25 protein-coding genes and 2 pseudogenes are annotated in these 22967 nt (G+C 60.5%); 10 read left to right on the forward strand and 17 right to left on the reverse strand.

Annotation, left to right across the window (positions count from 1 at the left end; genetic code table 11):
- Positions 1-144 precede the first annotated feature (144 nt).
- Positions 145-924 (forward strand): LexA family transcriptional regulator, encoded by a 780-nt coding sequence (locus KUA23_RS26640; RefSeq protein WP_078050354.1) that lies wholly within the window; start codon positions 145-147, stop codon positions 922-924.
- Between the two features lie 326 nt (positions 925-1250).
- Here KUA23_RS26640 and KUA23_RS26645 read toward each other — a convergent pair whose 3' ends face one another.
- The 8 genes from KUA23_RS26645 to KUA23_RS26680 form a co-directional block, all read right to left on the reverse strand.
- The gene (locus KUA23_RS26645; RefSeq protein ID WP_078050355.1) at positions 1251-2408 is read right to left on the reverse strand and encodes a glutathionylspermidine synthase family protein; all 1158 of its coding nucleotides are present in this window, start codon (positions 2406-2408) and stop codon (positions 1251-1253) included.
- Positions 2409-2420: 12 nt separating this feature from the next.
- Positions 2421-3131 (reverse strand): DUF1190 domain-containing protein, encoded by a 711-nt coding sequence (locus KUA23_RS26650; protein WP_078050356.1) that lies wholly within the window; start codon positions 3129-3131, stop codon positions 2421-2423.
- A gap of 18 nt (positions 3132-3149) precedes the next feature.
- A complete protein-coding gene (locus KUA23_RS26655; RefSeq protein WP_078050357.1) occupies positions 3150-3578 on the reverse strand; it encodes a DUF350 domain-containing protein in 429 nt (142 codons plus the stop codon).
- Between the two features lie 15 nt (positions 3579-3593).
- Positions 3594-4268, reverse strand: a complete 675-nt coding sequence (locus KUA23_RS26660) for a DUF2491 family protein (protein WP_099491088.1) — start codon at positions 4266-4268, stop codon at positions 3594-3596.
- A complete protein-coding gene (locus KUA23_RS26665) occupies positions 4255-5289 on the reverse strand; it encodes an ion channel (protein ID WP_078050359.1) in 1035 nt (344 codons plus the stop codon). The genes KUA23_RS26660 and KUA23_RS26665 overlap by 14 nt, the downstream gene beginning before the upstream one ends.
- Before the next feature lie 72 nt (positions 5290-5361).
- Positions 5362-5922: a rhomboid family intramembrane serine protease gene (locus tag KUA23_RS26670; protein WP_252993113.1), complete on the reverse strand. Its 561-nt coding sequence runs from the start codon at positions 5920-5922 to the stop codon at positions 5362-5364.
- An 84-nt stretch (positions 5923-6006) separates the two neighbouring features.
- Entirely contained in the window at positions 6007-6705 is a 699-nt protein-coding gene (locus tag KUA23_RS26675; RefSeq protein ID WP_078050361.1) for a PspA/IM30 family protein, read from the reverse strand.
- A gap of 17 nt (positions 6706-6722) precedes the next feature.
- Positions 6723-7304: a YjfI family protein gene (locus KUA23_RS26680; protein ID WP_071493700.1), complete on the reverse strand. Its 582-nt coding sequence runs from the start codon at positions 7302-7304 to the stop codon at positions 6723-6725.
- A gap of 370 nt (positions 7305-7674) precedes the next feature.
- Between KUA23_RS26680 and ycaC the strand changes: the two genes are divergently transcribed.
- The 3 genes from ycaC (at position 7675) to KUA23_RS26695 (ending at position 9487) form a co-directional block, all read left to right on the forward strand.
- Entirely contained in the window at positions 7675-8307 is a 633-nt protein-coding gene (gene ycaC / locus KUA23_RS26685) for an isochorismate family cysteine hydrolase YcaC (RefSeq protein ID WP_078050363.1), read from the forward strand.
- A 149-nt stretch (positions 8308-8456) separates the two neighbouring features.
- On the forward strand, positions 8457-9023 hold the full coding sequence (locus KUA23_RS26690) for a hypothetical protein (RefSeq protein WP_252993114.1): 567 nt from the start codon (positions 8457-8459) through the stop codon (positions 9021-9023).
- Positions 9024-9052: 29 nt separating this feature from the next.
- Entirely contained in the window at positions 9053-9487 is a 435-nt protein-coding gene (locus KUA23_RS26695; RefSeq protein ID WP_252993115.1) for a hypothetical protein, read from the forward strand.
- Positions 9488-9501: 14 nt separating this feature from the next.
- On the opposite strand, the pseudogene KUA23_RS26700 reads toward KUA23_RS26695, so the two are convergent.
- Positions 9502-10517 (reverse strand): annotated as a pseudogene (locus tag KUA23_RS26700) (PDDEXK nuclease domain-containing protein).
- Between the two features lie 201 nt (positions 10518-10718).
- Between KUA23_RS26700 and KUA23_RS26705 the strand changes: the two are divergent.
- The 6 genes and pseudogenes from KUA23_RS26705 (at position 10719) to KUA23_RS26730 (ending at position 17029) form a co-directional block, all read left to right on the forward strand.
- Positions 10719-11364, forward strand: a pseudogene (locus KUA23_RS26705) (NAD(P)H-dependent oxidoreductase).
- Positions 11303-11680 (forward strand): MerR family transcriptional regulator, encoded by a 378-nt coding sequence (locus KUA23_RS26710; protein ID WP_252993116.1) that lies wholly within the window; start codon positions 11303-11305, stop codon positions 11678-11680. Before KUA23_RS26705 ends, KUA23_RS26710 begins: the two are co-directional and overlap by 62 nt.
- Positions 11681-11838: 158 nt before the next feature.
- Complete coding sequence (locus KUA23_RS26715) at positions 11839-12081, forward strand: exodeoxyribonuclease VII small subunit (protein ID WP_003176346.1); 243 nt, start codon at positions 11839-11841, stop codon at positions 12079-12081.
- The gene (gene ispA / locus KUA23_RS26720; protein ID WP_078050369.1) at positions 12078-12965 is read left to right on the forward strand and encodes a (2E,6E)-farnesyl diphosphate synthase; all 888 of its coding nucleotides are present in this window, start codon (positions 12078-12080) and stop codon (positions 12963-12965) included. Before KUA23_RS26715 ends, ispA begins: the two co-directional genes overlap by 4 nt.
- Before the next feature lie 110 nt (positions 12966-13075).
- Positions 13076-14974, forward strand: coding sequence for a 1-deoxy-D-xylulose-5-phosphate synthase (gene dxs / locus KUA23_RS26725; protein ID WP_252993117.1), 1899 nt, complete (start codon positions 13076-13078; stop codon positions 14972-14974).
- Between the two features lie 159 nt (positions 14975-15133).
- Complete coding sequence (locus KUA23_RS26730; RefSeq protein WP_252993118.1) at positions 15134-17029, forward strand: TonB-dependent receptor domain-containing protein; 1896 nt, start codon at positions 15134-15136, stop codon at positions 17027-17029.
- A 50-nt stretch (positions 17030-17079) separates the two neighbouring features.
- Here the strand turns inward: KUA23_RS26730 and KUA23_RS26735 are convergent, their stop codons facing one another.
- The 8 genes from KUA23_RS26735 to ribBA all read right to left on the reverse strand — a co-directional run bounded on the left by KUA23_RS26735 (position 17080) and on the right by ribBA (position 22953).
- Positions 17080-17868: a cobalamin-binding protein gene (locus KUA23_RS26735; protein WP_252993119.1), complete on the reverse strand. Its 789-nt coding sequence runs from the start codon at positions 17866-17868 to the stop codon at positions 17080-17082.
- Entirely contained in the window at positions 17865-18284 is a 420-nt protein-coding gene (locus KUA23_RS26740; RefSeq protein ID WP_033897956.1) for a nuclear FMR1 interacting 1 family protein, read from the reverse strand. Before KUA23_RS26740 ends, KUA23_RS26735 begins: the two co-directional genes overlap by 4 nt.
- Positions 18281-18898 (reverse strand): GTP cyclohydrolase II, encoded by a 618-nt coding sequence (ribA, locus tag KUA23_RS26745; protein ID WP_016978544.1) that lies wholly within the window; start codon positions 18896-18898, stop codon positions 18281-18283. The genes KUA23_RS26740 and ribA overlap by 4 nt, the downstream gene beginning before the upstream one ends.
- Before the next feature lie 129 nt (positions 18899-19027).
- Entirely contained in the window at positions 19028-19747 is a 720-nt protein-coding gene (locus KUA23_RS26750; protein ID WP_099491099.1) for a substrate-binding periplasmic protein, read from the reverse strand.
- Positions 19748-19813: 66 nt separating this feature from the next.
- On the reverse strand, positions 19814-20779 hold the full coding sequence (gene thiL, locus KUA23_RS26755) for a thiamine-phosphate kinase (protein WP_252993120.1): 966 nt from the start codon (positions 20777-20779) through the stop codon (positions 19814-19816).
- 18 nt (positions 20780-20797) lie between these two features.
- The gene (nusB, locus tag KUA23_RS26760) at positions 20798-21298 is read right to left on the reverse strand and encodes a transcription antitermination factor NusB (RefSeq protein ID WP_010206836.1); all 501 of its coding nucleotides are present in this window, start codon (positions 21296-21298) and stop codon (positions 20798-20800) included.
- Complete coding sequence (gene ribH, locus KUA23_RS26765) at positions 21295-21771, reverse strand: 6,7-dimethyl-8-ribityllumazine synthase (RefSeq protein WP_003176356.1); 477 nt, start codon at positions 21769-21771, stop codon at positions 21295-21297. The genes nusB and ribH overlap by 4 nt, the downstream gene beginning before the upstream one ends.
- A gap of 90 nt (positions 21772-21861) precedes the next feature.
- A complete protein-coding gene (gene ribBA / locus KUA23_RS26770) occupies positions 21862-22953 on the reverse strand; it encodes a bifunctional 3,4-dihydroxy-2-butanone-4-phosphate synthase/GTP cyclohydrolase II (RefSeq protein WP_078050375.1) in 1092 nt (363 codons plus the stop codon).
- Positions 22954-22967: the final 14 nt, after the last annotated feature.

Below are 22967 nucleotides of genomic sequence, written 5' to 3' on the forward strand. Positions count from 1 at the left end.
AAACGACAAGTTCAACATTTTATAAACAACGTTTAACTGATTCTTTAATACGACGTATTAGGCTACAACTAAGCAAAGGCCTACACGCGCAACTCAACGCATGGTTTATTTGATCTGTAATTCCGGCCAGTAAACTCTGCGTTTATGAATACATCAGGTGATCGTTTAAAAGCGCTACTACGGGAAGTTCATCTTTCCGCCTCCGACTTCGCCAAGAACCGTGGTGTCACGCCTCAACACGTGAACAACTGGTTCAAGCGCGGTGTACCCATGGGCCGACTCAACGAGATCGCAGAACTGCTGTGCATCTCCAGCCGTTGGCTGCGCACCGGCGAAGGCCCCAAGCACCCACCGGCCAACTTCCTGCTGGAAGGCCCGGACACCCGAAAAGGACTGCCCGCACCCACCCGCGAAGGACGCGGTAAATACCTCGCAGACCCCGCCTGCCCCCCAGGAAAAATCGACGTGGAGATCGACCTCCACCCCTCATTCACCTCCACCGAATGCGTCCGCATCACCCTGCACACCCTCCAGGCCCTCAACGTAAAACCCGACCGCGCCCTGGGCGCCTACATGGTCGACAACAGCATGATCGACATCATCCAACAAGGCGCCACCCTCGCCATCGACCGAGGCCGCACCCAAATCATCGACGGCGAAATCTACGCGGTAGAACACGACGGCATGCTGCGCATCAAATACCTCTACAACCGGCCGGGAGGCGGTTTGCGCATGCGCAGCCACAATGCCAGCGAACATCCCGACGAGTACCTGACGTACGAACAGCGCTTCGAACAGAACTTCCAGATCGTGGGCTGGGTGTTCTGGTGGTCCACGTTGAATAACCGCAGGCCGCCCGTGCCGCTGGATGAGCATTTATTGGGCTGGGAAGGCTCTAAATCAGATCCTGAGGTGGGCATTTGAAGTGAATATGGGTATCATGCCGCCCACATTTGGCAGGGGGTGGCTTCGCGCTATCCACCTTGCCTGGCGAAGCGGAGGAGTTCCCGCGGATGCCCCTACTATTCAGCCCGACGCAACGTGGGCTGAGCGATTTGAAGGCTGGTGAGGTTTGTCAAAAACAAGCTGAAGCAGTCCCCGAGAAGCCGGCCACAAGCCGGCTTTTTAATGCCCGTTAAAACCCAAAGTCAATTGTCCAACAAGCTGTTGGACAATTGAGTGACCAAAAGCGGGCGGTTTACAGCCCCTCGTCTTCATGTTGTTTATTCCAGATGATGACGATAAGACGCTCAACCCAATATTAAATGCGGCAAAAACCGGCTCGAATCCTTGGTAATCAAACTATTGTCCTCCCGCACTCCAATCCCTGCCGCCTGGTCCCCAATCACCCAAGACCCGATCAACGTATAGCTGTCCCCAAACCGTGGCAGCGGTGCAAATTCCTGAAGAATAAACGGCGCATCCGTATACGGCCCGTCCTCTTTCACAATCAGCCCATCAGCGGTTTGCAATTCAATGTTGGCCCCTTCCCGTGAGAAGAACGGCTTGCGCACCCAACCCTTAGGCACGGCTTTACCCGGTTCATTGTCCAGGTGCGACGCAAGCAAATTCGGGTGCCCTTTGTTGAATTCCCATAGCAGCGGCAGGATGCCTTTGTTGGAGAGGATGGCTTTCCACGCGGGCTCGAAGAACTGTGTGTCGCACTGGGCAATCGCAGCGCCGAAGGGTTCGTGGAAGATGAATTCCCAGGCGTGCAGCTTGAACAGGTGGGGGATCCAGCGATCTTCGAGGTCGACGAAGCGGCCTTCGGCGGTCAGGCCGATGTCTTCGATGTCGATATGGCGGGATTCGATGCCGACTTTTTCTGCGACAAGCCGCAGGTAGTCGGTGGTGCCTTTGTCTTCGACCGAGTCTTTCATGGAGGCGAAGTAGAAGGGCTGGTTGACCTGCAGTTGGGCGAAGGCCTGGTGCAGTTTGGTGTCGATGCTGTTGAATTGGTCGGCGTGTTTGGGTAGCAGGCCGCGTTCAATGCATTGTTCCAGCCAGCCCCATTGGAACGCCGCGGCTTCGTAGAGGCTGGTGGGGGTGTCGTAGTTGAGTTCGAGCAACTTGGCGGGGCCGGTGCCGTTGTAGGAGAAGTCCATGCGCCCGTACAGGTGCGGGTGGCCTTCCAGCCATGAGGTGCGGATCATGTCGTAGAAGGACGCGGGGATGCTCAGGCGGTCGAGCAGTTCTTCGCTGTGGACCACGCGCGCGACGAGGTCCATGCACATGTCATGGATCTCGGTGGTCGGGTCTTCGAGGTCGTGCTCGATTTGCTTGAGCGTGAACTGGTAGTACGCGCTTTCGTCCCAGTAGGGTTCGTTGTCGATGGTGTGGAACAGAAAGCCGAGGCTGTCGGCGGTCTGTTTCCAGTCATGACGTTCTGCGCAGTGGATCTTCTTCATGGCCCGCCTTCCTTAACTGCTCGACCCGCCGCCACCCCAGCCGCTGCGTGCGCTGGCCTTGCTGCCGAAGCCGCCACGGGAGGTGGCCGAAGCGACGGAGCTCGACTTGGCGGAGGTGCGCAGCGTGTTGGTGTAGTTGCTGCTGCCGTAGCGGGCCTGGTTCGAGCGGCCAAAGGTGGCGCCATTGGAGACGCGCTGGTTGAGCGTCGAGGAGCCGTAATTGCCGCGATCGTCGCGGTAGCGATACACCGGCTCGGAGCGGTAGCTGTTGCGATTGTTGCTCAGCATGTTGCCGATCAGCAGGCCGGTCAGCAGGCTGGTGGTGGAGAAGCCTGAGCCGCCACTGTTCGCTTGGGAGTTGGCTTGAGCATTGGCCGCATCGACCTGGGACTGTGTCACCTGGCCTTCGGCGGTCAGTTCGAAACCGCCCAGGCGGGGGATGAACTTGCCGGTGGAGTCCTGCTGGCACCAGTCGGCGACGAAATCGGCATCGCAATCGGCCTGGCTGTCGTACACCGGCGCAATGCGGCGATGCTCGGCCATGGCGGTCATGTAGGCATCCGAGCAGACGTCTACCGGAAGTTTTTCATCGGCGCACTGCTGGACCGACTGGAAGTTGTACTTCTTCTGCAGGTCGTAGGTTTTTTCCGTCGGGCCACAGCCGGATATCGCCATGGCGACCGACGCTGCCAGCGACAGCTGGACGTACTTGCTTCGTTTCATCGGGAGCTCCGGGCGCGATCAGTTCTGGGTAGGCGTCATGCACGCGGCATTCAACATGCCAACGCTGATGGCCACGGCGGCGACGTAGATGCCGGCCGCGAGTTCACCGTTCTTGATGCGCTCGGACGTGCCTTTGAGCACCAGGCTGGTCAGCAGGAACGCCAACAGTTGGACGACGGCGGCGATCACTGCCCAGACCACGAAGTCGAGGAGGTTGATGGAGTAGGCAATCACGTTGCTGGCCGGAATGGCGAAGCCGACGATAGCACCGCCCAGGGCGACCGCCGCAGAGACGTTGCCCGCACGGATCAGCTCGAACTCCTTGTGCGGGGTGATACGGGTGTAGATGAACTGGAACACCGCGAACAACACCGCAGCCCCGAGGATGTAGATGACAAACCCGAACACAGCCGCTTTGTTCAGGGAGATGGAGAGAGCTTCTAGCATGTGTTTCGTCCTTTTTTAGAGCGCGTTCAAGTCGGTTGTGTACAGCGAAATGCCCAGCGACGTGCTCAGGCTGATGGTGCCTTCCGCGTCTTCTTCGACGGAAAACAGCAGGAACTCCCGTCGATCGGTCAGGCCTGTGTCACGGGCATATAGCATTGAGCGGTGCTCGACGCTGTAGGAATCCTCGGGGTTTATCACGTGCTCGCTCATTGCCACCAGTTCAGTCTGGCCCTCCTCGCTGCCCCATACGCGCGTGTATTCGACGCCATTGTGGGTGTAGGTCGGCAACCCGATCAGGCTCTGAGGCCCCGCCAGCCGGCGCAGTTCAGCTTCGCTGCTGAGGGTGACGTAACTGAGGTAGTTGAACAGGATGACGGACTCGACCTGCCCGGCGATGTCGCCGGTGGTGTGCACCTGCAACCAGTAATCTTCGTCGTTCATGTAGTAGCGCGACAGCCAGGTCGACTGCCCGAGGTCGACGGTGCCGTTACTCCAGATTTCCTGGGAACCGGGGATCACCACCGAGGTATGCCCGTCGAGCAACAACTTCAGGGTGGTGTCGAACATCACGCCTTTGCCTGGAGCCAGGCCCAGCGGACCGGTGGTCGGCAGGGCTTCAGCGGCGGGCCGGTTCGACTGAGAGTTCGCGTTCGGGGCCTCAAGCCCCATCAACTGTTTAAACCATCCCATTGGAGATTTCCTTGAGGCGGGTAGAGGCGATGTAGAAGAGTTCGCCACCTTCAACGCGCGTGGCGCTGGGCGGGTTGATCGACGGTTGCTGGGCGCCTTTGGCGCGATAGCCGATGAGGGTGGCGTTGTGGTGTTCTTTCAACCGGGTGTACAGGTCGCCGAAGGTGGCTTCAAAGGCCTCGGGCAATTTCATCAGGTATTGGGTGGCGCCCTGCCCCACGCACAGTAGCTCATTAATGACCACCGACGAGCCCGGGTCTTGAGAGGCGCGCACCAGCATTTCGATGGCCATGCTGGAAGTGCATTCCAAACGCGGCGCGTAGGAGCTGGCCAGTGCGGCAATTTCACTTTCATTGAAGTGCGCGACCACATGCCCGACAGGATTCAACTGATTCACTGCCAGCACGGTGGCCAGTGTCAGGTCGTCCGACGGGGTGCGCACCAGCACACGCTCGGCGCCGGGTACACCGGCACGCAGCAATAACGCCGTGGAGGACAGGCTGTCACCGCGAATGAACGCCGCTTTGCCCGGCATCGGGTTTTCGTCGAGGGTGCAGTCGCAGATGACGATCAGGTTGTCGTTCGAGGTTTCGTCTTGCAGCAACAACTCAATGACCCGCTCACTGGACGCGCCTTCCCAGCCAATAAGCACGGTATGACCGACCTTGCCGGTGAAATCGCCTTTGCCCTTCATGCCTTTTCTCCATGCATCGATGACACTGCTGGTGGTTTTGCCGATGGCGGCGGTCAGCAGCGCAATGCCGCCGAGCATGACCCAGGCCGCCACGAACACCCGGCCTGCCGAGGTCTGCGGCGCAAGATCGCCATAGCCGACGGTCAGTGTGGTGGTGAGATAGAAGTAAACAAACGTGGCGGCGGCAGTGAGGTGTTGCTCGCCCAGAAGCACCAGGCCCAGGTAAGCCGTGCTCAGGTGTACACCCAAGGCAATGACCAGGCCTGCCCAGCCGAAGCGGTGAAAGAGGGAGGACGCGTAGAGGCGTAACAGAAGAAAAATCGACATTTCGCCCCTGACTCCCTGGGTACTTGATTCCTGATGACGTCTTCGCCTCGACATCTGGATGCTCAAGTGCGCTCAGCCGGCATTAAACCTGCTGCGTGGTTTGGAGAGAAGTACCTTGGCTGCAATAAATCCGGTGAATGCACCAAACAGATGCCCTTCGAAGGAAATGCCCTGGCGAGGAAGGAAGCCAAGGACCAATCCGCCATAGAGTACCGCCACGACACCGGCCGTTATCAGGTTGCTCCAGCTCCGCTGGAACCAGGCGCGCGATAACAGGTAGGCCCACAACCCGAAGACCCAACCGCTGGCCCCCACGTGCACGCCCGCGAAGCCGAACAGCCAGACCAAAGAGCCGCCCAGCAGGATGATGATCGCGCTGACGGTCACGAATCGATTGAGCCCCTCGACAATCACCAGGGTGCCCAGGATCAAGAAGGCAATCAGGTTGGCGCTGAGGTGTGCAAAAGAGCCGTGCAGAAACGGTGAGGCGAGGATGCCGAACAGCCCCTGCAGCGTCCGTGGGACCAGGCCGAAGACCAAGAGGCTGTAACCGGTCGCCACATTGAGCACTTGCAGCGCGACCATGAACAGCGCCAGGCCTGCGATTGTCTTGAAACCCTTCAGGGCGTCCATCCTCACCTCGAGGTCACAATAAATACCATCCGGGCGACCGGTAACCTGTGGCGAGCAGCTTGCGCCCTCGCCACAGGTGCAGTGTTACTCGGCCGACTTTTGCTTCAGGCGTTCCAGAATCGCATTGGCGCTGCCTTCGTTCGGCGTGATGCCGGCTTCGCGCAGCTTGCGTTCCAGGTCGGTACCGGTCGACGCCTCGGCCAGTTCATCCTGGGCTTGCAGTTCCGCAGCACGTTGCTGCTGCTTGGCCTGCAGGCGATTCAGCGTACCGACGGCAGTTTCCAGCTTGCCGTTGGCACCACCGCTGGCGATGGAGGCGCTGACCTGGGCCTTCTGTACGCTTTCGCGCGCCTTGGCCATGTCCACTTGCTGGCGCAGGCTTTTGATCCGGCTTTCGGCCTTGGTGATGTCCTTGCGCATGCTGTCGGCGTAGGCGCCGAACTCGGTGGCCTGCTTGTGCTCGGCGTCCCGCTCGCTGGTCAGGGTCGAAATGGCTTCGGCCACTTCCAGGGCCAGGTCTTCGCGATTGGCCTGCAGGGCAGCCATTGCCTTGGACTCCAGGTCCTTGATCTTGGCGTCGTACTCGCTGACGCGATCAGTGGCCAGTTTGTGCTTGGCCATGATGCTGACCAGCTCACGCTTGGCGTTGGCCAGCGCGGTGTCCGCATCACGAATTTCCTGATCGAGAATGCGCAGGGCTTGTTGGTCGACGATCGATTCGCCGACTTCGCTGGCACCGCCGCGCAGCGCGGTGAACAGTTTGCTCCAGATGGATTGAGTCATTGGATACTCCCGAATGCTTAATTGAAGAAACGTTCAAAGGCTTCGCTGGCGCGTTGCACGTTGTCGACCAGGGTTTTTACCTCGGTCACGATGTTGGTCAGGCTGGAGTCGGAGCTCAACGCGCCGAACATGTTGTAGACCACCTGCCCGTTAGGCATGGACTCGATACCGATGGAAGACAGCGGGAACATTTCCCGGCTGCGCAGTACCGCGTCATTGAATTTCGCGACATCGTTGATGGACTCGACATCGACCAGCACGGTGTCGACGATGATCTGCTCGCCCACCACGGCGATGTAAATCGGCAAGCCACCGAAGTCGTTCATCTCCAGCTTGATGCTCGACTCGGAGCCTTGAACCAGAGAAAGCGTAATGTCGTTGGAGACCACCTCGTCCAGGGCCTGAAGCGCCGTGAAGAGGCGATCGATATTCCAGTTGTTACCTGCGCTCATGAAATTCTCCGACATGAATGAGCCAGCCAGGATCGGCTGGCGAAGCTGTTTCTCCATCTGCTTGAGCAGGCTTCGGTTTTCGGGAAGCACCCAAGTCTCGTGTTTCACATAGCCGGCGGCCGCCAGGCCCGCGCGCATCTGCTTCATGTAAAAGCTCGATGGCTTTTTCGCGGACGGCTTCGAGCGCTCTCCCGGAAGGCTGGCTGAATCGGTATCGGGCCCTGCTGGCGGGCTCGATGGAGAGCTGCTTTTCATGGTACTGACCTCGCTGTGAAAAACTCACGCGTGAGAAAATCTACAGGCTATTTTCGCCACACTCAATAGCTCACGCGTGAGATTTTTTTCCTTACATTTTCCTGTCACGAAACAGAGTTGTCCTCTTGCCCGCGCAACAATTGTCTCGTCTGAGTTGACGGTATTACCTATCCCAGCCGATTTATCCCTCGCAGGCCACCCATTAATCTGTGCCCATGTTGAACGCAACGCCCAACCAACCTAAACAAAAAAGGATCCAACCATGAGCACTGCAACCTACAACCGCTTGAACAAAGACGACGCCGTAGTCCTGCTGGTCGACCACCAGACCGGCCTGATCTCCCTGGTACAGGACTTCTCGCCCAACGAGTTCAAGAACAACGTCCTGGCCCTCGCCGACCTGGCCAAGTTCTTCAACCTGCCGACCATCCTCACCACCAGCTTCGAGCAAGGCCCCAACGGCCCGCTGGTGCCAGAGCTGAAGGAGATGTTCCCGGACGCGCCCTACATCGCTCGCCCTGGTCAGATCAATGCCTGGGACAACGAAGACTTCGTCAAGGCGATCAAAGCCACCGGCCGTAAGCAGATCATCATTGCCGGTGTGGTCACGGACGTTTGCGTAGCCTTCCCGACCTTGTCGGCGCTGGCGGAAGGGTTTGATGTGTTCGTGGTCACCGATGCGTCGGGCACGTTCAACACCACGGTGCAGCAGGCGGCGTGGAGCCGGATGACGCAAGCCGGGGCGCAGATGATGAACTGGTTCTCGGTGGCCTGTGAGCTGCATCGCGACTGGCGCAATGACATCGAAGGCCTGGGGAATCTGTTGTCCCAGCGCATTCCTAACTATCGCAATTTGATGAATGGTTACTCGGCGTTGACGGCGCGTAAGGACTAACTCAACTGCTGCACACACTAAGCCTGCCTTAAAACGCAGGCTTTTTTGGTTAACTAGCAAAGCGCCATTAGCACACTCGCCCTAATTGTGACGGCACCGCCTCACCAATAAAGTCCTTCGCTTATTTCGAGCCTCAAGGAAGGACGCTATTGAATACCTTAACCACAGTCGGGCGCTGCCTGGCACTGCTGCCCGTCTTGCTGATCAGCACAACGTCGGTAGTGGCCGATGAAGAAACACCGATCGGCGACTGGTCGATCATCTACGGCAGCGGCCGGGCCCATCAAAATGTCATGTATGTGGCCGACCGCACTTCGGTGGTTCCATCGAACCACAACAAGGGCGCGAAACTGGTGGCCGTCACGGTGGTTTATGAAGAACCGGGCAAGCCGATGATCGATGTGTACAACATCGAAGTGCAGTGTTCCACGCGCAAGGTGCGCTTTCTCAATGGCCAGTCGGTTGCACCGTTTTCCTACACCCTTACGCACTTGAAAGTCTCCAACACGTGGCAGACGCCAAAGGAGTTCTGGCTCGACCGCACGCTCGCGTATGTCTGCGAACCGGGCAAGAGCAAGGACACCATCGCCATGGGCAAGATGACCCACCTGCAGATGATCCAGACCACCAAGGCCATGTTCGACCAGTTGGGGCCGACTCAGGAGAAGAGCCAGATGATCGATGACCTCGACGACATGCTGGGCAACAAGCGCTGAGCAACACTCACCTATAAGAAGGATTCACGATGCCTACATGGAAAAGGCTGTTGCTGCCTGGGCTTTTGTTGCCCGCCGTGCTGTTTATCAACGGGTGTCACCTGATTGCACAGTCGCGCTGGGAAGGCCGTGACGTGCAAGAGGCGCTGGATTTATTCGGCAAGCCCGACTCGATGAAGAAGCAGAATGCGCCCAATGGCGACACGCAGGTAGTGATGACCTGGCACAAATCCTCTTCATGGACAACCACTGAAGCCGCCGGGACTTCAATGAATCACACCGGGAACGGGATGGTGTACACCGAGTATTACCAGCAAGTCGGGCACAGTTCGGATTGCAAGCTGGAAGCCACGGTGGATAAGGCGAAGAAGATCGTGCTGTTCAGGATTGAGGATGGCCGGATCCTGCATGGCAAGTGCCTGAATGTGCCATTTGTGCCGGGGTATATTCCGCCGGGGTTTTGAGGCTATCTGTCGGTTTAACCCGCCAGCTCCCGCTCGATCTGCTCGATGCTTGGCAGGCTGGTTCGCAGCTCTGCGGGCAACGACTCAACCAGTTGATATTCCGCTACACCAATCGGTCGATTGTTATCGCGCAACGCATATTCGGCGACGACTTCGTTCTTGCTCTTGCACAACAGCAGGCCGATGGTGGGCCCATCTTGTGGATGTTTAAGCTGGGCATCGACGGCAGCCAGATAAAAGCTCAGCTTCCCCAGATGCTCGGGTTTGAACTTGCCGGCTTTCAGTTCGATGACCACGTAGCAGCGTAGTTTCACGTGATAGAACAGCAGATCGACAAAGAACTCATCTCCTCCGACATCCAGCAGTACTTGCTGGCCGACAAAGGCGAAACCGGCGCCCAGCTCCAATAGAAAGTCGGTGACGTGTTTGATCAAGGCGTTTTCTATGTCGCGCTCCTGCGCGTCCAGGGCCAGGCTGAGGAAGTCAAAACGGTAAGGGTCTTTCAGCGACTCACGCGCCAGGTCGGATTGCGGTTTGGGCAGGCGGGTCTCGAAGTTGCTGACCGCCTTGCCACTGCGATCCAACAAGCGGTTTTCGATGTGCATCACCAGCGAGTTACGCGACCAGTTGTTCTCTATCGCCTGGGCTATGTACCAGCGGCGGGTTTCGGGGCCGGGGAGTTTGTCCAGTAATGCCAAATGGTGATACCAGGGCAATTGTGCAAGCACCTCTTGCACAAATTCAGCATCTGGCCACGCCTCGGCAAAAGCACGCATGTACTTGAGATTACGCGGCGAAAAACCCTTCATTCGGGAAAGGCCGCACGCAAATCCTGGGCAAGTCGATCTATGACTTTGCTGCCCCAGCCCTGCTCCGCCTGGCGGGTCAAAATGTCGTGGCCGATCTGCCAATAGAGCAACACCAATTCCCGATTCACTGCCAGTGTTGAGCGTTGTTGCGCCGCATGAATACGGCCTTTCAGGTCCGTCAGCCAGTCACTATAGCCCGCTGGAGGTGTGGTCAAGCCGATACAGGGTTCGCTCGTGCCATGTCACTCTGGAGTTTTGAGGCAGGCTAGTCAGGCGCATTGACGGTCACAAGGGGCGAAGATCGTTCCAGGAAGGCCCCTTCAATACCTACAGAAACGTCCTGCTGGCCATTGCAGACTACTGACTTGACTCTCCCCTATGCAGCAGCCTTTACCCTGGAACGCCCTGTTCAGGACCTCCCCATGACCCCGCGTACCCTGGTGATCCTCGGCCATCCTTCCGCCTCTAGCTTTTGTTCCGCCCTGGCTGATACCTACATCCAGGCGGCAAAAAACGCCGGCCATGAAGTACGTGTCGTACGCTTGGGCGACCTGGCTTTCGACCCCGTCCTTCATCACGGTTACACCCAGATTCAGCCGCTGGAGCCCGACCTGCTCAGCGCGCAATCCGACATCCTCTGGGCCACTCACCTGACATTTATTTTCCCGATCTGGTGGGGGGGGCATCCCGGCGCTGATGAAGGGCTTTATCGACCGAATTTTCCTACCCGGTTTTGCCTTTAAATACCGAGCGGGCAAGGCTTTTCCTGACAAACTGCTCCACGGCCGAACGGCACATTTACTGGTGACCCTGGACACGCCGCCATGGTATTACCGTTGGTTCTATCGCATGCCGGGCATTCACCAGATGCGCAAGACCACGCTGGGGCTTTGTGGTGTCAAGACTGCAAAGACGCTGCTGTTCGGGCCGGTGTTGGGCTCCACTGCGGCGCAGCGGGATACATGGCTGAAACAGGCCGGCGCTTTAACGGAAAAAAGGAGTTTTCATGTACATCGGCAAAGCCGCGCAGTTGTCGGGCACGACCATCAAGGCGATTCGTCACTATGAGGCAATTGGGCTGGTGCCTGCGGCACAGCGTCAGGGCCAATACCGGGTCTATTCGGCGCAGAACGTTGAGCTGTTGATGTTTATCAAGTGCGCGCAGCAATTGGGGTTCAAGCTCAAGGAGTTGCAGGAAATTCTTGCAGGCCACATAGGCGATGCATTGCCTTGGGAGCGGGCGGACCAGGCAATCGCAGACAAGAAGCAGGAACTGGCCCTGAAAATTGCCGCGCTACAGGAAATGCACGTGGGATTGCAGACATTTGAAGCACAGTTGAAAACATCACAAGAACAGTGCTCGTCAATGACGCAAAGATCCTGACCGGCGGTGAGCCGAATAAAATGGGTAGTCGGCTCATTTGATGAGCCGAATAGGGCGCTTATTCGGCTCACCACCTGAACACCCTCCCCCGCTTATTTGCCCAGAATCCCCATGTCTGCTAGTGTCCCGCCGGTTTACCGTCTACCGGAATAGCCGCCATGGCCCGCAAAAAAGTTGCACTCGATTTCGAACAATCCCTCGCCGACCTGCAAACCCTGGTCGAGCGGCTGGAGAACGGCGAGTTGTCGCTGGAAGACTCGTTGACGGCGTTTGAGCAAGGCATCGGCCTGACCCGCGACTGCCAGAGCGCCTTGGCGCAGGCGGAGCAGAAGGTGCAGGTGCTGCTGGAGCGTGACGGGGAGTTGGCCGAAGAGCCTTTCGATGCGGAACAGCCCGAATGATCGACGCGTATCAGGCCAGTAGCCAAGCCCGGGTCAATGCGGCGTTGGAACCGTTGTTTGTTGCGCCAAGCCCCGAACTCAAGCGTCTTTACGAAGCCATGCGCTATAGCGTGATGAATGGCGGCAAGCGCGTGCGCCCGCTGCTGGCGTATGCGGCGTGTGAAGCCTTGGGCGCCACCGCCGAGCAGGCCAATGGCGCGGCCTGTGCGGTGGAGTTGATCCACGCCTATTCCCTGGTGCATGACGATTTGCCGGCGATGGACGACGACGATTTGCGTCGCGGCCAGCCAACCACCCATAAAGCCTTTGATGAAGCCTGTGCGATCCTCGCCGGTGACGGCCTGCAAAGCCTGGCGTTCAGCGCACTGCTGGACCCGGCGCTGAGCAACGTCAACGCCGAGATCCGCTTGCGCATGGTCACCGCCCTGGCCGTGGCGGCAGGCCCGGCCGGCATGGTCGGCGGCCAGGCCATCGACCTCGGTTCGGTGGGCCAGAAGCTTGATCAACACGCGCTGGAATACATGCACCGCCACAAGACCGGCGCCTTGATTGAAGCCGCCGTGCACCTGGGTGCCCTGGCCAGCGGGCGCGCCGAAGCAGCGCAATTGGCGGCGCTGAAGACCTATGCGCTGGCCATCGGCCTGGCGTTCCAGGTGCAGGACGACATTCTCGACGTGGAAAGTGACACCGCGACCCTGGGCAAGCGCCAAGGCGCCGATATCGCGCGGGACAAGCCGACTTACCCTGCATTGTTGGGGCTGGAAGCCGCCAAGGCCTATGCCCTGGAACTGCGCGACCAGGCCTTGGACGCCCTGCGACCTTTCGACGCGGCGGCCGAGCCACTGCGTGACCTGGCGCGGTATATCGTCGAACGCCGGCACTGATAAGCGCGTCCTTTGCCGCCGCATATCAGCCAAGTTCGGTGCTCTGCGTGGGCAGTTTGCGATGCTTGAGGTAAACTGCCGCCTCTTCTATACCTATAACGATTCGCCTGATGCCCACGACGTTTCAAGAGATTCCCCGCAAGCGCCCGTCCACGCCCCTGCTTGACCGTGCTGTCACGCCGGCCGGCCTGCGTCGACTGGGTGAAGCCGAGCTGGAAACCCTGGCCGATGAGTTGCGCCTGGAATTGCTCTACACGGTCGGCCAGACCGGTGGGCATTTTGGTGCCGGCCTGGGCGTCATCGAGCTGACTATCGCCCTGCATTACGTGTTCGACACCCCGGACGACCGGCTGGTGTGGGACGTGGGCCATCAAGCGTATCCGCACAAGATCCTCACGGGTCGCCGTGAGCGCATGGGCAGCCTGCGCCAGAAGGACGGCATTGCCGCCTTCCCGCGCCGCGCCGAGAGCGAGTACGACACCTTTGGCGTCGGCCACTCCAGCACCTCCATCAGTGCAGCGCTGGGGATGGCGATTGCCGCCCGCCTGCAAGGCAGTGATCGCAAGGCGATCGCGGTGATTGGTGACGGCGCGTTGACCGCCGGCATGGCCTTCGAAGCGCTCAACCATGCGCCGGAAGTGGACGCCAACATGCTGGTGATCCTCAACGACAACGACATGTCGATCTCGCGCAATGTCGGTGGCCTGTCCAACTACCTTGCAAAAATCCTCTCCAGCCGCACCTACGCCAGCATGCGCGAAGGCAGCAAGAAGGTGCTCTCGCGTCTGCCTGGCGCGTGGGAAATTGCCCGCCGTACCGAAGAATATGCCAAGGGCATGCTGGTGCCTGGCACCCTGTTCGAAGAGCTGGGCTGGAACTACATCGGCCCGATCGACGGCCATGACTTGCCCACTCTGATCGCCACGCTGCGCAACATGCGTGACCTCAAGGGCCCGCAGTTCCTGCACATCGTCACCAAGAAAGGCAAAGGCTTCGCCCCGGCAGAAGTCGACCCGATTGGCTATCACGCCATCACCAAGCTGGAACCCCTGGACGCTCCCGCCGCCGCGCCGAAAAAGGCCAGCGGGCCGAAGTACTCCGGTGTGTTCGGCGAATGGCTGTGCGACATGGCCGCCGCTGACCCGCGCCTGGTGGGCATTACCCCGGCGATGAAGGAAGGCTCCGACCTGGTGGCGTTCAGCGAGCGTTTCCCGCTGCGTTACTTCGATGTGGCGATTGCCGAGCAGCACGCGGTGACCTTCGCCGCCGGCATGGCCTGTGAAGGCGCCAAGCCGGTGGTGGCGATCTACTCCACCTTCCTGCAGCGCGGTTACGACCAGTTGGTGCATGACGTGGCGGTGCAGAACCTCGACGTGCTGTTCGCCATCGACCGCGCCGGCCTGGTGGGCGAAGACGGCCCGACTCACGCGGGCAGCTTCGACCTGTCGTACTTGCGCTGCATCCCCGGCATGCTGGTGATGACCCCGAGCGACGAGAACGAACTGCGCAAGATGCTCAGCACCGGCCACCTGTACAACGGCCCGGCCGCCGTGCGCTACCCGCGCGGCAACGGCCCGAATGCGGTAATCGAAAAGGACCTGGTGCCTATCGAGATCGGTAAGGGTATCGTGCGTCGTCAAGGCAGCAAGACCACGTTCCTGGTGTTCGGCGTGCAATTGGCCGAAGCACTGAAAGTCGCCGAGAAGATCGACGCCACCGTGGTCGACATGCGTTTCGTCAAACCCCTGGATGAAGCCCTGGTGCGCGAGATCGCCGGCAGCCATGAACTGCTGGTGACCGTCGAAGAAAACGCCATCATGGGCGGTGCCGGTGCGGCCGTCAGCGAGTTCCTGGCGCGGGAGAATATCCTCAAGTCGGTGCTGCACCTGGGCCTGCCGGATGTGTACGTCGAACACGCCAAGCCGGCGCAGATGCTGGCAGAGTGCGGCTTGGATGAGGCCGGGATTGAGGCTTCGGTGCGCGAGCGTATGGCACTATTGGGCCTCTAACCCAATCTCCAAGCTGAAACCGGAACTAGAATGTGGGAGCGGGCTTGCTCGCGAAAGCGGTGTATCAGTCACTAGATGTGTGGCTGTTCGACCGCGTTCGCGAGCAAGCCCGCTCCCACATTGGTTTTGTGTGAATTTTAAAAAAGCCATGGACAGCCCATGAAACGCCTTCGCCTCGCCCTCCCCTTACTGCTTCTAACCTCGCCAGACCTGCTCGCCGACACCCGCGACGACGCGCTGAAACTCCCCAACGTCGTCATCAGCGCCAACCGCCAGGTTCAGGCCCGCAACGACAGCAGCGCCGCCAACACAGTGTTCACCCGCGACGATATCGACCGCCTGCAACCCACCAGCCTTACCGACCTGCTCAGCCGCGTGCCCGGCGTGCAGATCGCGCCCACCGGTGGCCGTGGCAGCTTGCCCGGGGTCTATATCCGTGGCACCAAATCCGCGCAAAGCCTGGTGTTGGTGGACGGTCAGCGCATTGCCAATACCACTTCCGGCGACAGCGGCCTGCAATACCTCAACGTCGACCAGATCGAGCGGGTGGAAGTGCTGCGCGGCTCACGTTCGGTGATCTACGGCAGCGATGCGATTGGCGGGGTGATCCAGGTGTTTACCCGGCGCAATGCCGGGCAGGGCCTGCAACCGCGCCTGAAGCTCGGGTTTGGCAGCCACCAGACCTGGGAGCGCAGCCTCGGCCTCTCCGGTGGCGATGAACAGACCCGTTTCAACCTCGGTGGGAGCCTGGATGAAACCGCCGGCATCAACTCGACGCACACCTCATTCCCCAGCGATGGCGACCATGATGCCTACCGCAACCGGTCCCTCAGCCTGAACCTCAGCCACGCCTTCAGCGATGCGCTGGAGGTGGGTTTCAATCTGCTGGATAACCGCGGCAAATCCGAGTACGACAACAGCTTCGGCCGCTACGACGTCGCCACCGGGCAAACCGTCGGGCAAAAGCCCTACACCGACTACACCGTGAGCAGCGCCAGCGGCTATGTCGATGCCACGCTCAATGAGCACTGGCAATCGCGCCTGGAACTGGGCCACAGCGAGAACCGTGACACCAAGCGCGACACCCTCAGCGACGATTTCAGCGTGTTCAACACTTACCGCGATTCGGTCAACTGGCAGAACGACCTGACGCTGAATGAGCAGAACAGCCTGATCCTCGGCGGTGACTGGTACGAAGACCGCTTCCACGGCTCCACCACCTTCACCGAAAATAGCCGCTGGAACCGCGCGGCCTTTGTACAGCATCGCTTCCATGGCGAGTGGTTTTCCACCGAGCTGGGCCTGCGGCGCGACCAGAACCAGCAGTTCGGCGGGCAGAACAGCTGGAGCGGCACCCTCACCTTGCCGATCAACCCGGACAATGACGTGCTGCTCAGCTACAGCGAAGGTTTCCGTGCGCCGACCTTCAATGACTTGTATTACCCCGATACGAAGTACAGCAACCCCAACCTGCAGCCTGAAACCTCAAAGAGCTACGAGCTGCAATGGCGCAGCCAACTAAGCGATAGCACCCGCCTGGAAGCCTCGCTGTACCGCACTGACTTGAGCGATGCGATCATCCTCGACCGCTCCGGCAAGCCGCAGAACGTAGCGTCGGCGCGCATCAGCGGCTTTGAGGCTGCGCTAAAGCAGGAACTGTTTGGCTGGCAGGGCAACCTCGGGCTGTCACTCATCGACCCCCGCGACCGTGACAGCGGCCACACCCTGGCCCGGCGGGCGCGGCGAACGTTAAACCTGGACCTGGACCGGCAATTCGACAAACTGGGATTGGGCGCCAGCTGGCAGGCGATCAGCAGCAGCTATGACGATGAAGACAACACGCAGCGCCTGGGCGGCTATGCGTTGCTGGGGTTGCGCAGCAGTTGGGCGCTGAATCGGGAAGTGTCGTTGTCGCTGAAGGTCGATAACCTGCTGGACAAGAACTATACGCGGGCGCGTTACAGCTATAACGACCCGGGGTTCTTGAACAATCAGGATTATCGCGAAGAGGGTCGGGTGTGGATGCTTGGGGTCACGTGGACGCCTGAGATCTGAATTGGCGGTGAATGCGTTCCCCTGTAGCTGGCTGGCTAGCGATAGCGGTATCAGCGGTCCGGCGCAATCACCTGACACAACCGCCCCACCGCCTCCAGCATCTGCCCGCTAGGCCGTTCCAGGCCTTTGTCGGGCACCAGCCGCACCCGTTCTGCCATCGCCGGCCAAACCCTCCAGGCCTCCTTCTGGGCTTGATCCCCCACCAGGATCATCTCGGGATCACGCTGCAATACCGACTCGATACTCACCTGCGGCGCGGGCAACTTGAGGTCATCGAACACATTGCGCGCGCCGCACACGCTCAGCGCATCGCTGATGATCTGCCCACCGCCCACGGTATACAGCGGCTGGTTCCACACTTGATAAAACACGCGTAACGGCTCGGTACGCCGGTAGCGCTGGCGCAATTCGGCCAGGCGTTGGCGCAAGTGCGCGGCCAACTGTCGGCCGGCTTCAGCGCGGCCCAATTGCTCGGCAATGGCCTGGACCTGGGTGGTGAGCTGTTCAAGGCTGTGGGGTTCGGCGACGTACACCGGAATATTCAGGCGCTGCAGTTGCTCGCGCTGGGCTGGGCCGACACTGCCGGGCCACAGCAGGATCAGGTCGGGCCTGAGGCTGAGCAAGCGCTCCATGTCCAACTGGCCGTAATGCCCCACTGACGGGACGTGCGCCAGCGCCGTCGGGCGGTCCCCGCCGTCGAGCACGCCCACCAACATGTCGGCGGCACCCAATTCAGCGACGATTTCAGACAGGGAAGGCGCCAGGCTCACGACACGCTCGGCAGCCAGCGCCTGGGCGCTCAATGCCAGCAGCAGCACCGCCAGCCAGTGACACCTCATCCCAGTTGACGGGGAATGCGGTAGAGGTAGAACAGCACCAGCGTCGACAGCGCCAACAGGAACAGCGGCACCGCCTCCAGGCCGACGAACACCGCCAGCGCACCGATCCAGGCCGGGACGGCAGCAACCAGCAGCGCCGTGCGCCGCCGGGCCGCCAGGGTGATCCAGGCAGCCGGTTCTTCGGGGGTATCGAGGGCTTTGGAGGTGGCGATCAACGCGTGTTTATAGCCGTTGAAGTAGCGCAGGCTGAGGAACATCGAGGCCACGCCGGCAATGAAGAACGGCATGGCCAGCACCGGCAGCAGGGATTCGGCTTGGCCGAACACCAGGTTGATCACGAACAGGGGCAGCAACGCCAGGGCCAGGTACTGCCACCAATTGAAGGACAGTCGCCGTTTCACCTGGCCTCGGGTCACGCGCGGTCGACCTCGCCCTGGTGCTCGTTACCCATCATGTGGTCGAGCTTGCTGGCCTTGGTGGCCAGGTAGAGCTTGTTGTGCGGATTGTGCCCGGTGTGCAGCGGCACACGCTCGGCCACGGTGATGCCCATCTCGGTCAAGGCTTTAACCTTGCGCGGGTTGTTGGTCATCAAGCGCAAGGACTTGACGCCCAGGTGCTCCAGCATCGGCAGGCAGATCGCGTAGTCACGCTGGTCGGCAGCAAAACCCAGGCGCTCGTTGGCTTCGACCGTATCGGCGCCGCCATCTTGCAGCTCGTAGGCGCGGATCTTGTTCATCAGGCCAATGCCCCGGCCTTCCTGACGCAAATACAGCAGCACGCCCCGGCCTTCACGGGCGATGGCCCGCATAGCCGCTTCCAGTTGCGAGCCGCAGTCGCAGCGCTGGCTGAACAACGCATCGCCAGTCAGGCACTCGGAGTGCACACGGCCAAGCACCGGCGCGCCGTCCGCGATATCACCGAGGCTGAGCACAACGTGCTCGCGCCCGGTGGCTTCTTCGAGAAAGCCGTTCATGGTGAACGTGGCAAAAGGGGTAGGCAGCTTGGAAGCGGCGACGAAAACGACGGGCACCGTGTGCTCCTGAATTCAGTTTTTACAGAGGCGGCCATTGTAACAGCACGTTCCTACAGACGCTTAAGCTGAATTATCGCTGATAAAGATCAATAGGTTCGATTGGCCTTCGACCTGGTTCTATGCACGTCAGAACGGATAGGGTTGTTTCCAGCGCTCGAATATCGGCTTTAACTCGCCGCTTTTCACCAGGGCCGCCATGCGCTGGTCAAAGACAGCCATCAAGCCCCGGCCCCGCTCGTTATCGGCAAAACCGATGTACAACGGCAGTTCGGCAATCGGCGTGAGTGCAAACTTCGACGGCTCATCGGCCTGGCTGAGCACGTACTTGGCCTCGGTCAACGCATCGATGTAGAAGTCGGCCCGGGCGTGTTCCAGCATCGGCAGAATGCCGTCGCGGCGCTCGATCTGGTTGAAGCGGTGCACGTTGGGCAAGTACTCCTCGTACTTGTAGCCGCGCACCCAGGCCAGGCGGTAATTGCCCAGCGTGGCCACTGTCGGCGCCGGCGTACTGGCCAGCCCGAGCGCGTAGATATGGTCGGAATCGAAGTTCCAGTGGGGGTACAACACACCCTCGGCTTCATCACGATAGGAGCCCACCCAGCCGTCCACCTCGCCGCGCTGGGCCAGGCCAACCGAGCGGGTATAGGGCACGGAGCGGATCTGCACCTTGATACCGGCGGGTTCGAAGACTTGGCGCATCACGTCCCAGGCCAGGCCGGTGCCGTCTTTGTTGGTGTAGTCGTTCCATTCCTCACTGGCCAGCATGATCTTGCCGGGCACGTCCTGCGCCTGGGCCACCGCCATAAAAGCACACAGCACTATCAGCAGCCAGCGGCGCACATCCATGGTGACGACCTCCTACAGGGCCTTGCATCCGTAATAACGCTATAGAGGGTAGCGCAGCTCGCCGATTCAGGGCGTCTCGCGAAAATGCTGGTAGCCACGGATGGCCGGCGTGATGTCCTGCCCAGTGGCGTCAAGCAGGGTCACGCCCTGCCCCGCCTCGACCCGGCCGATCACATGGATCGGCCAGCCGTCGGCCAGCAATGGCGCCAACTCGACAGGTGGCAGGGTGAAGGCCAGCACGTAGTCGTCGCCGCCGCTCAGGGCCGCCACGCGCGCTTCGTCATCGCCGACAAACGCCAGCAGCGCCTGGGACAATGGCACGCGCTGGCGTTCGATCAGCAGGCTGACCTTGGACGCCGTAGCGATATGCCCACAATCGGCCAGGAGCCCGTCGGAAATATCCATCGCAGACGTCGCCTTGCCGCGCAGTGCCAGCCCCAAGGCCAATTGCGGCTGCGGCGACCAGTAATGGGCCAGCAATGGATCGGCAACCGCCGCGTCGGCGCTGCGCAGGCCCAACACCAGCGGCAAGGCGCCGGCAGCATTGCCCAGTTCACCGCCAACGCACAGCAGGTCGCCGGGTCGCGCACCGCTGCGGGTCAAGGCTTGCCCTGCCGGTACACGGCCAAACACTGTCAGGGTCAGGCTCAAGGGCCCACGGGTGGTGTCGCCACCCACCAGGCCCACGCCGCAGCGTTGCGCCATGAGGTTCAACCCTTGGGCATAGCGTTGCAACCAATCGGCATCGACGGTCGGTGTGGTCAAGGCAAGGGTAAACGCGAGGGGGTGGGCGCCCATGGCGGCCAGGTCGCTGACGGCCACAGCCAAAGAACGTTGGCCCAGCAGGAACGGGTCGCAGGGGTCGGAAAAATGCACCCCGGCCACCAATGTGTCGGTGGAGATCGCCAGCTGCTCCCCGGCAGGGAGCGCCAGCAAGGCGCAGTCATCGCCGATCCCCAGGGCAATGCCTTCGCCGCCTTGCGCACAGGGCGCGGCGGCGAAGTAGTTGCGGATCAGCTCAAACTCGCCCATTCAGGTTTCAAGCGCGATTCAGCGCTTGTACGCCTTCACTTCGGCTTCACGCAGGCGCGGGGCCAGCTTGTCGAGCACGCCGTTGACGAACTTGTGGCCGTCGGTCGAACCGTAGACTTTCGCCAGTTCGATACCTTCGTTGATCACCACGCGGTACGGCACGTCGACGCGATACAGCAGCTCCCAGGCCGACAGGCGCATCACGCACAGCTCAACCGGGTCCAGCTCTTCGATGGTCAGGTCCAGGCAAGGCGCCAGGGCTGTATCGATCTCGGTCAGGTGGGCATGCACACCGTGCAGGATGTCGTGGAAGTACGGCAGGTCGGCGAAGGTGAAATCGTTGTCGACGCGAAACTGTGCTTCGATTTCGTTCAACGATGCGCCCGCCAGGTGACGCTGGTATAGCGCCTGGGTCGCCAACTGACGAGCAGCGCGACGCTTCTCGTTCTTGGAAGGCTTGCCAGCATCGGCTGGACGTGGCTCGCGCGGGTTGAAGTTGTCGCTCTCGTCGGAAATCACTTGGCCTCCAACTGCGACAGCAGGCTGACCATTTCCAGGGCGGACAGGGCAGCTTCAGCACCTTTGTTGCCGGCCTTGGTGCCGGAACGCTCGATGGCTTGCTCGATGGAATCCACGGTCAGCACGCCGAAAGCGACGGGCACGCCGAATTCCATGGACACCTGGGCCAGGCCCTTGGTGCATTCGCCTGCAACGTATTCGAAGTGCGGGGTACCGCCACGAATGACCGCGCCCAGGGCGATGATTGCCGCGTATTCACCCTGCTGAGCAACTTTCTGCGCAACCAGTGGAATTTCGAAGGCGCCAGGGGCACGGATAATGGTGATGTCGCTTTCGCTCACACCGTGGCGAACCAGGGCGTCCACGGCACCGCTTACCAGGCTTTCAACCACGAAGCTGTTGAAGCGGCCAACCACCAGGGCGTAGCGGCCTTTGGGGGCGATGAAGGTACCTTCGATGGTCTTCAGGGTCATTCGACAAATCTCTTAAAGAGCCGGGACGCGTGTATGACGCGTCCCTTAGTGATATTTGAACCGCGAACAAGGGGCGAAAATCGCCAGCCTTTATTCGGAGGGCACGTATTCTACTACTTCCAGGTCGAAACCGGATATCGCATTAAATTTCATCGGCGCACTCATCAAGCGCATTTTGCGCACGCCCAGGTCACGCAGGATCTGCGAACCGGCACCGACGATGCTGTAGGTGGTCGGTTTTTTCACCGGCGCGTGGTCAGCCGTTTCGCGGATATGCGCCAGCAATACGTCGCCATCCAACGGGTGACCGAGCAACAGCACCACACCGCTGCCGGCCTCGGAGACCGCAGCCATGGCGGCGCGCAGGCTCCAGCGGCCCGGTTGCTTGACCAGCAGCAGGTCACGCAGTGGGTCCATGTTGTGCACACGCACCAGGGTCGGTTCTTCGGCGCAAATGGTGCCCAGGGTCAGGGCCATGTGCACATCGCCTTCGACTGAATCACGGTAGGTCACCAAATTGAATTGGCCCAGTTCGCTGTCCAGTGGCTGCTCGGCAATCCGCTGAACGGTACGTTCGTGGATCATGCGGTAGTGAATCAGGTCGGCAATGGTGCCCACCTTGATGTTGTGTTCGGCGGCAAAGGCTTCGAGTTCGGCACGACGGGCCATGGTGCCGTCATCGTTCATCACTTCGCAGATCACGCCGCTTGGCTCGAACCCGGCCATGCGCGCCAGGTCGCAGGCGGCTTCGGTGTGGCCGGCGCGCGCCAGGGTGCCACCCGGCTGGGCCATCAGCGGGAAGATGTGGCCGGGGCTGACGATGTCTTCGGCCTTGGCGTCTTTTGCAGCGGCGGCTTGCACGGTGCGCGCGCGGTCAGCAGCGGAGATCCCGGTGGTGACACCCGTGGTGGCTTCGATGGACACGGTGAACTTGGTGCCAAAACCCGAGCCATTGCGCGGCGCCATCAACGGCAGCTTGAGCAATTCGCAGCGCTCACGGCTCATGGGCATGCAGATCAGCCCGCGGGCGTGCTTGGCCATGAAGTTGATGTGCTCGGCCTGGCAGGCCTCGGCGGCCATGATGATGTCGCCTTCGTTCTCGCGGTCTTCGTCATCCATCAGGATGACCATCTTGCCTTGGCGGATGTCTTCAACCAGTTCTTCGATGCTATTGAGCGCCACGCGGCACCCCCTTG

Source organism: Pseudomonas pergaminensis (assembly GCF_024112395.2).
GTDB classification, from domain to species: Bacteria; Pseudomonadota; Gammaproteobacteria; order Pseudomonadales; family Pseudomonadaceae; genus Aquipseudomonas; species Aquipseudomonas pergaminensis.

Excerpts from the sequence above, each read along its gene's own strand:
- KUA23_RS26640 (WP_078050354.1), top strand. The coding sequence starts at position 145 with ATGAATACATCAGGTGATCGTTTAAAAGCGCTACTACGGGAAGTTCAT.
- KUA23_RS26645 (WP_078050355.1), bottom strand. The coding sequence starts at position 2,408 with ATGAAGAAGATCCACTGCGCAGAACGTCATGACTGGAAACAGACCGCC.
- KUA23_RS26650 (WP_078050356.1), bottom strand. The coding sequence starts at position 3,131 with ATGAAACGAAGCAAGTACGTCCAGCTGTCGCTGGCAGCGTCGGTCGCC.
- KUA23_RS26655 (WP_078050357.1), bottom strand. The coding sequence starts at position 3,578 with ATGCTAGAAGCTCTCTCCATCTCCCTGAACAAAGCGGCTGTGTTCGGG.
- KUA23_RS26660 (WP_099491088.1), bottom strand. The coding sequence starts at position 4,268 with ATGGGATGGTTTAAACAGTTGATGGGGCTTGAGGCCCCGAACGCGAAC.
- KUA23_RS26665 (WP_078050359.1), bottom strand. The coding sequence starts at position 5,289 with ATGTCGATTTTTCTTCTGTTACGCCTCTACGCGTCCTCCCTCTTTCAC.
- KUA23_RS26670 (WP_252993113.1), bottom strand. The coding sequence starts at position 5,922 with ATGGACGCCCTGAAGGGTTTCAAGACAATCGCAGGCCTGGCGCTGTTC.
- KUA23_RS26675 (WP_078050361.1), bottom strand. The coding sequence starts at position 6,705 with ATGACTCAATCCATCTGGAGCAAACTGTTCACCGCGCTGCGCGGCGGT.
- KUA23_RS26680 (WP_071493700.1), bottom strand. The coding sequence starts at position 7,304 with ATGAAGCAGATGCGCGCGGGCCTGGCGGCCGCCGGCTATGTGAAACAC.
- ycaC (WP_078050363.1), top strand. The coding sequence starts at position 7,675 with ATGAGCACTGCAACCTACAACCGCTTGAACAAAGACGACGCCGTAGTC.
- KUA23_RS26695 (WP_252993115.1), top strand. The coding sequence starts at position 9,053 with ATGCCTACATGGAAAAGGCTGTTGCTGCCTGGGCTTTTGTTGCCCGCC.
- KUA23_RS26710 (WP_252993116.1), top strand. The coding sequence starts at position 11,303 with ATGTACATCGGCAAAGCCGCGCAGTTGTCGGGCACGACCATCAAGGCG.
- KUA23_RS26715 (WP_003176346.1), top strand. The coding sequence starts at position 11,839 with ATGGCCCGCAAAAAAGTTGCACTCGATTTCGAACAATCCCTCGCCGAC.
- ispA (WP_078050369.1), top strand. The coding sequence starts at position 12,078 with ATGATCGACGCGTATCAGGCCAGTAGCCAAGCCCGGGTCAATGCGGCG.
- dxs (WP_252993117.1), top strand. The coding sequence starts at position 13,076 with ATGCCCACGACGTTTCAAGAGATTCCCCGCAAGCGCCCGTCCACGCCC.
- KUA23_RS26730 (WP_252993118.1), top strand. The coding sequence starts at position 15,134 with ATGAAACGCCTTCGCCTCGCCCTCCCCTTACTGCTTCTAACCTCGCCA.
- KUA23_RS26735 (WP_252993119.1), bottom strand. The coding sequence starts at position 17,868 with ATGAGGTGTCACTGGCTGGCGGTGCTGCTGCTGGCATTGAGCGCCCAG.
- KUA23_RS26750 (WP_099491099.1), bottom strand. The coding sequence starts at position 19,747 with ATGGATGTGCGCCGCTGGCTGCTGATAGTGCTGTGTGCTTTTATGGCG.
- thiL (WP_252993120.1), bottom strand. The coding sequence starts at position 20,779 with ATGGGCGAGTTTGAGCTGATCCGCAACTACTTCGCCGCCGCGCCCTGT.
- ribH (WP_003176356.1), bottom strand. The coding sequence starts at position 21,771 with ATGACCCTGAAGACCATCGAAGGTACCTTCATCGCCCCCAAAGGCCGC.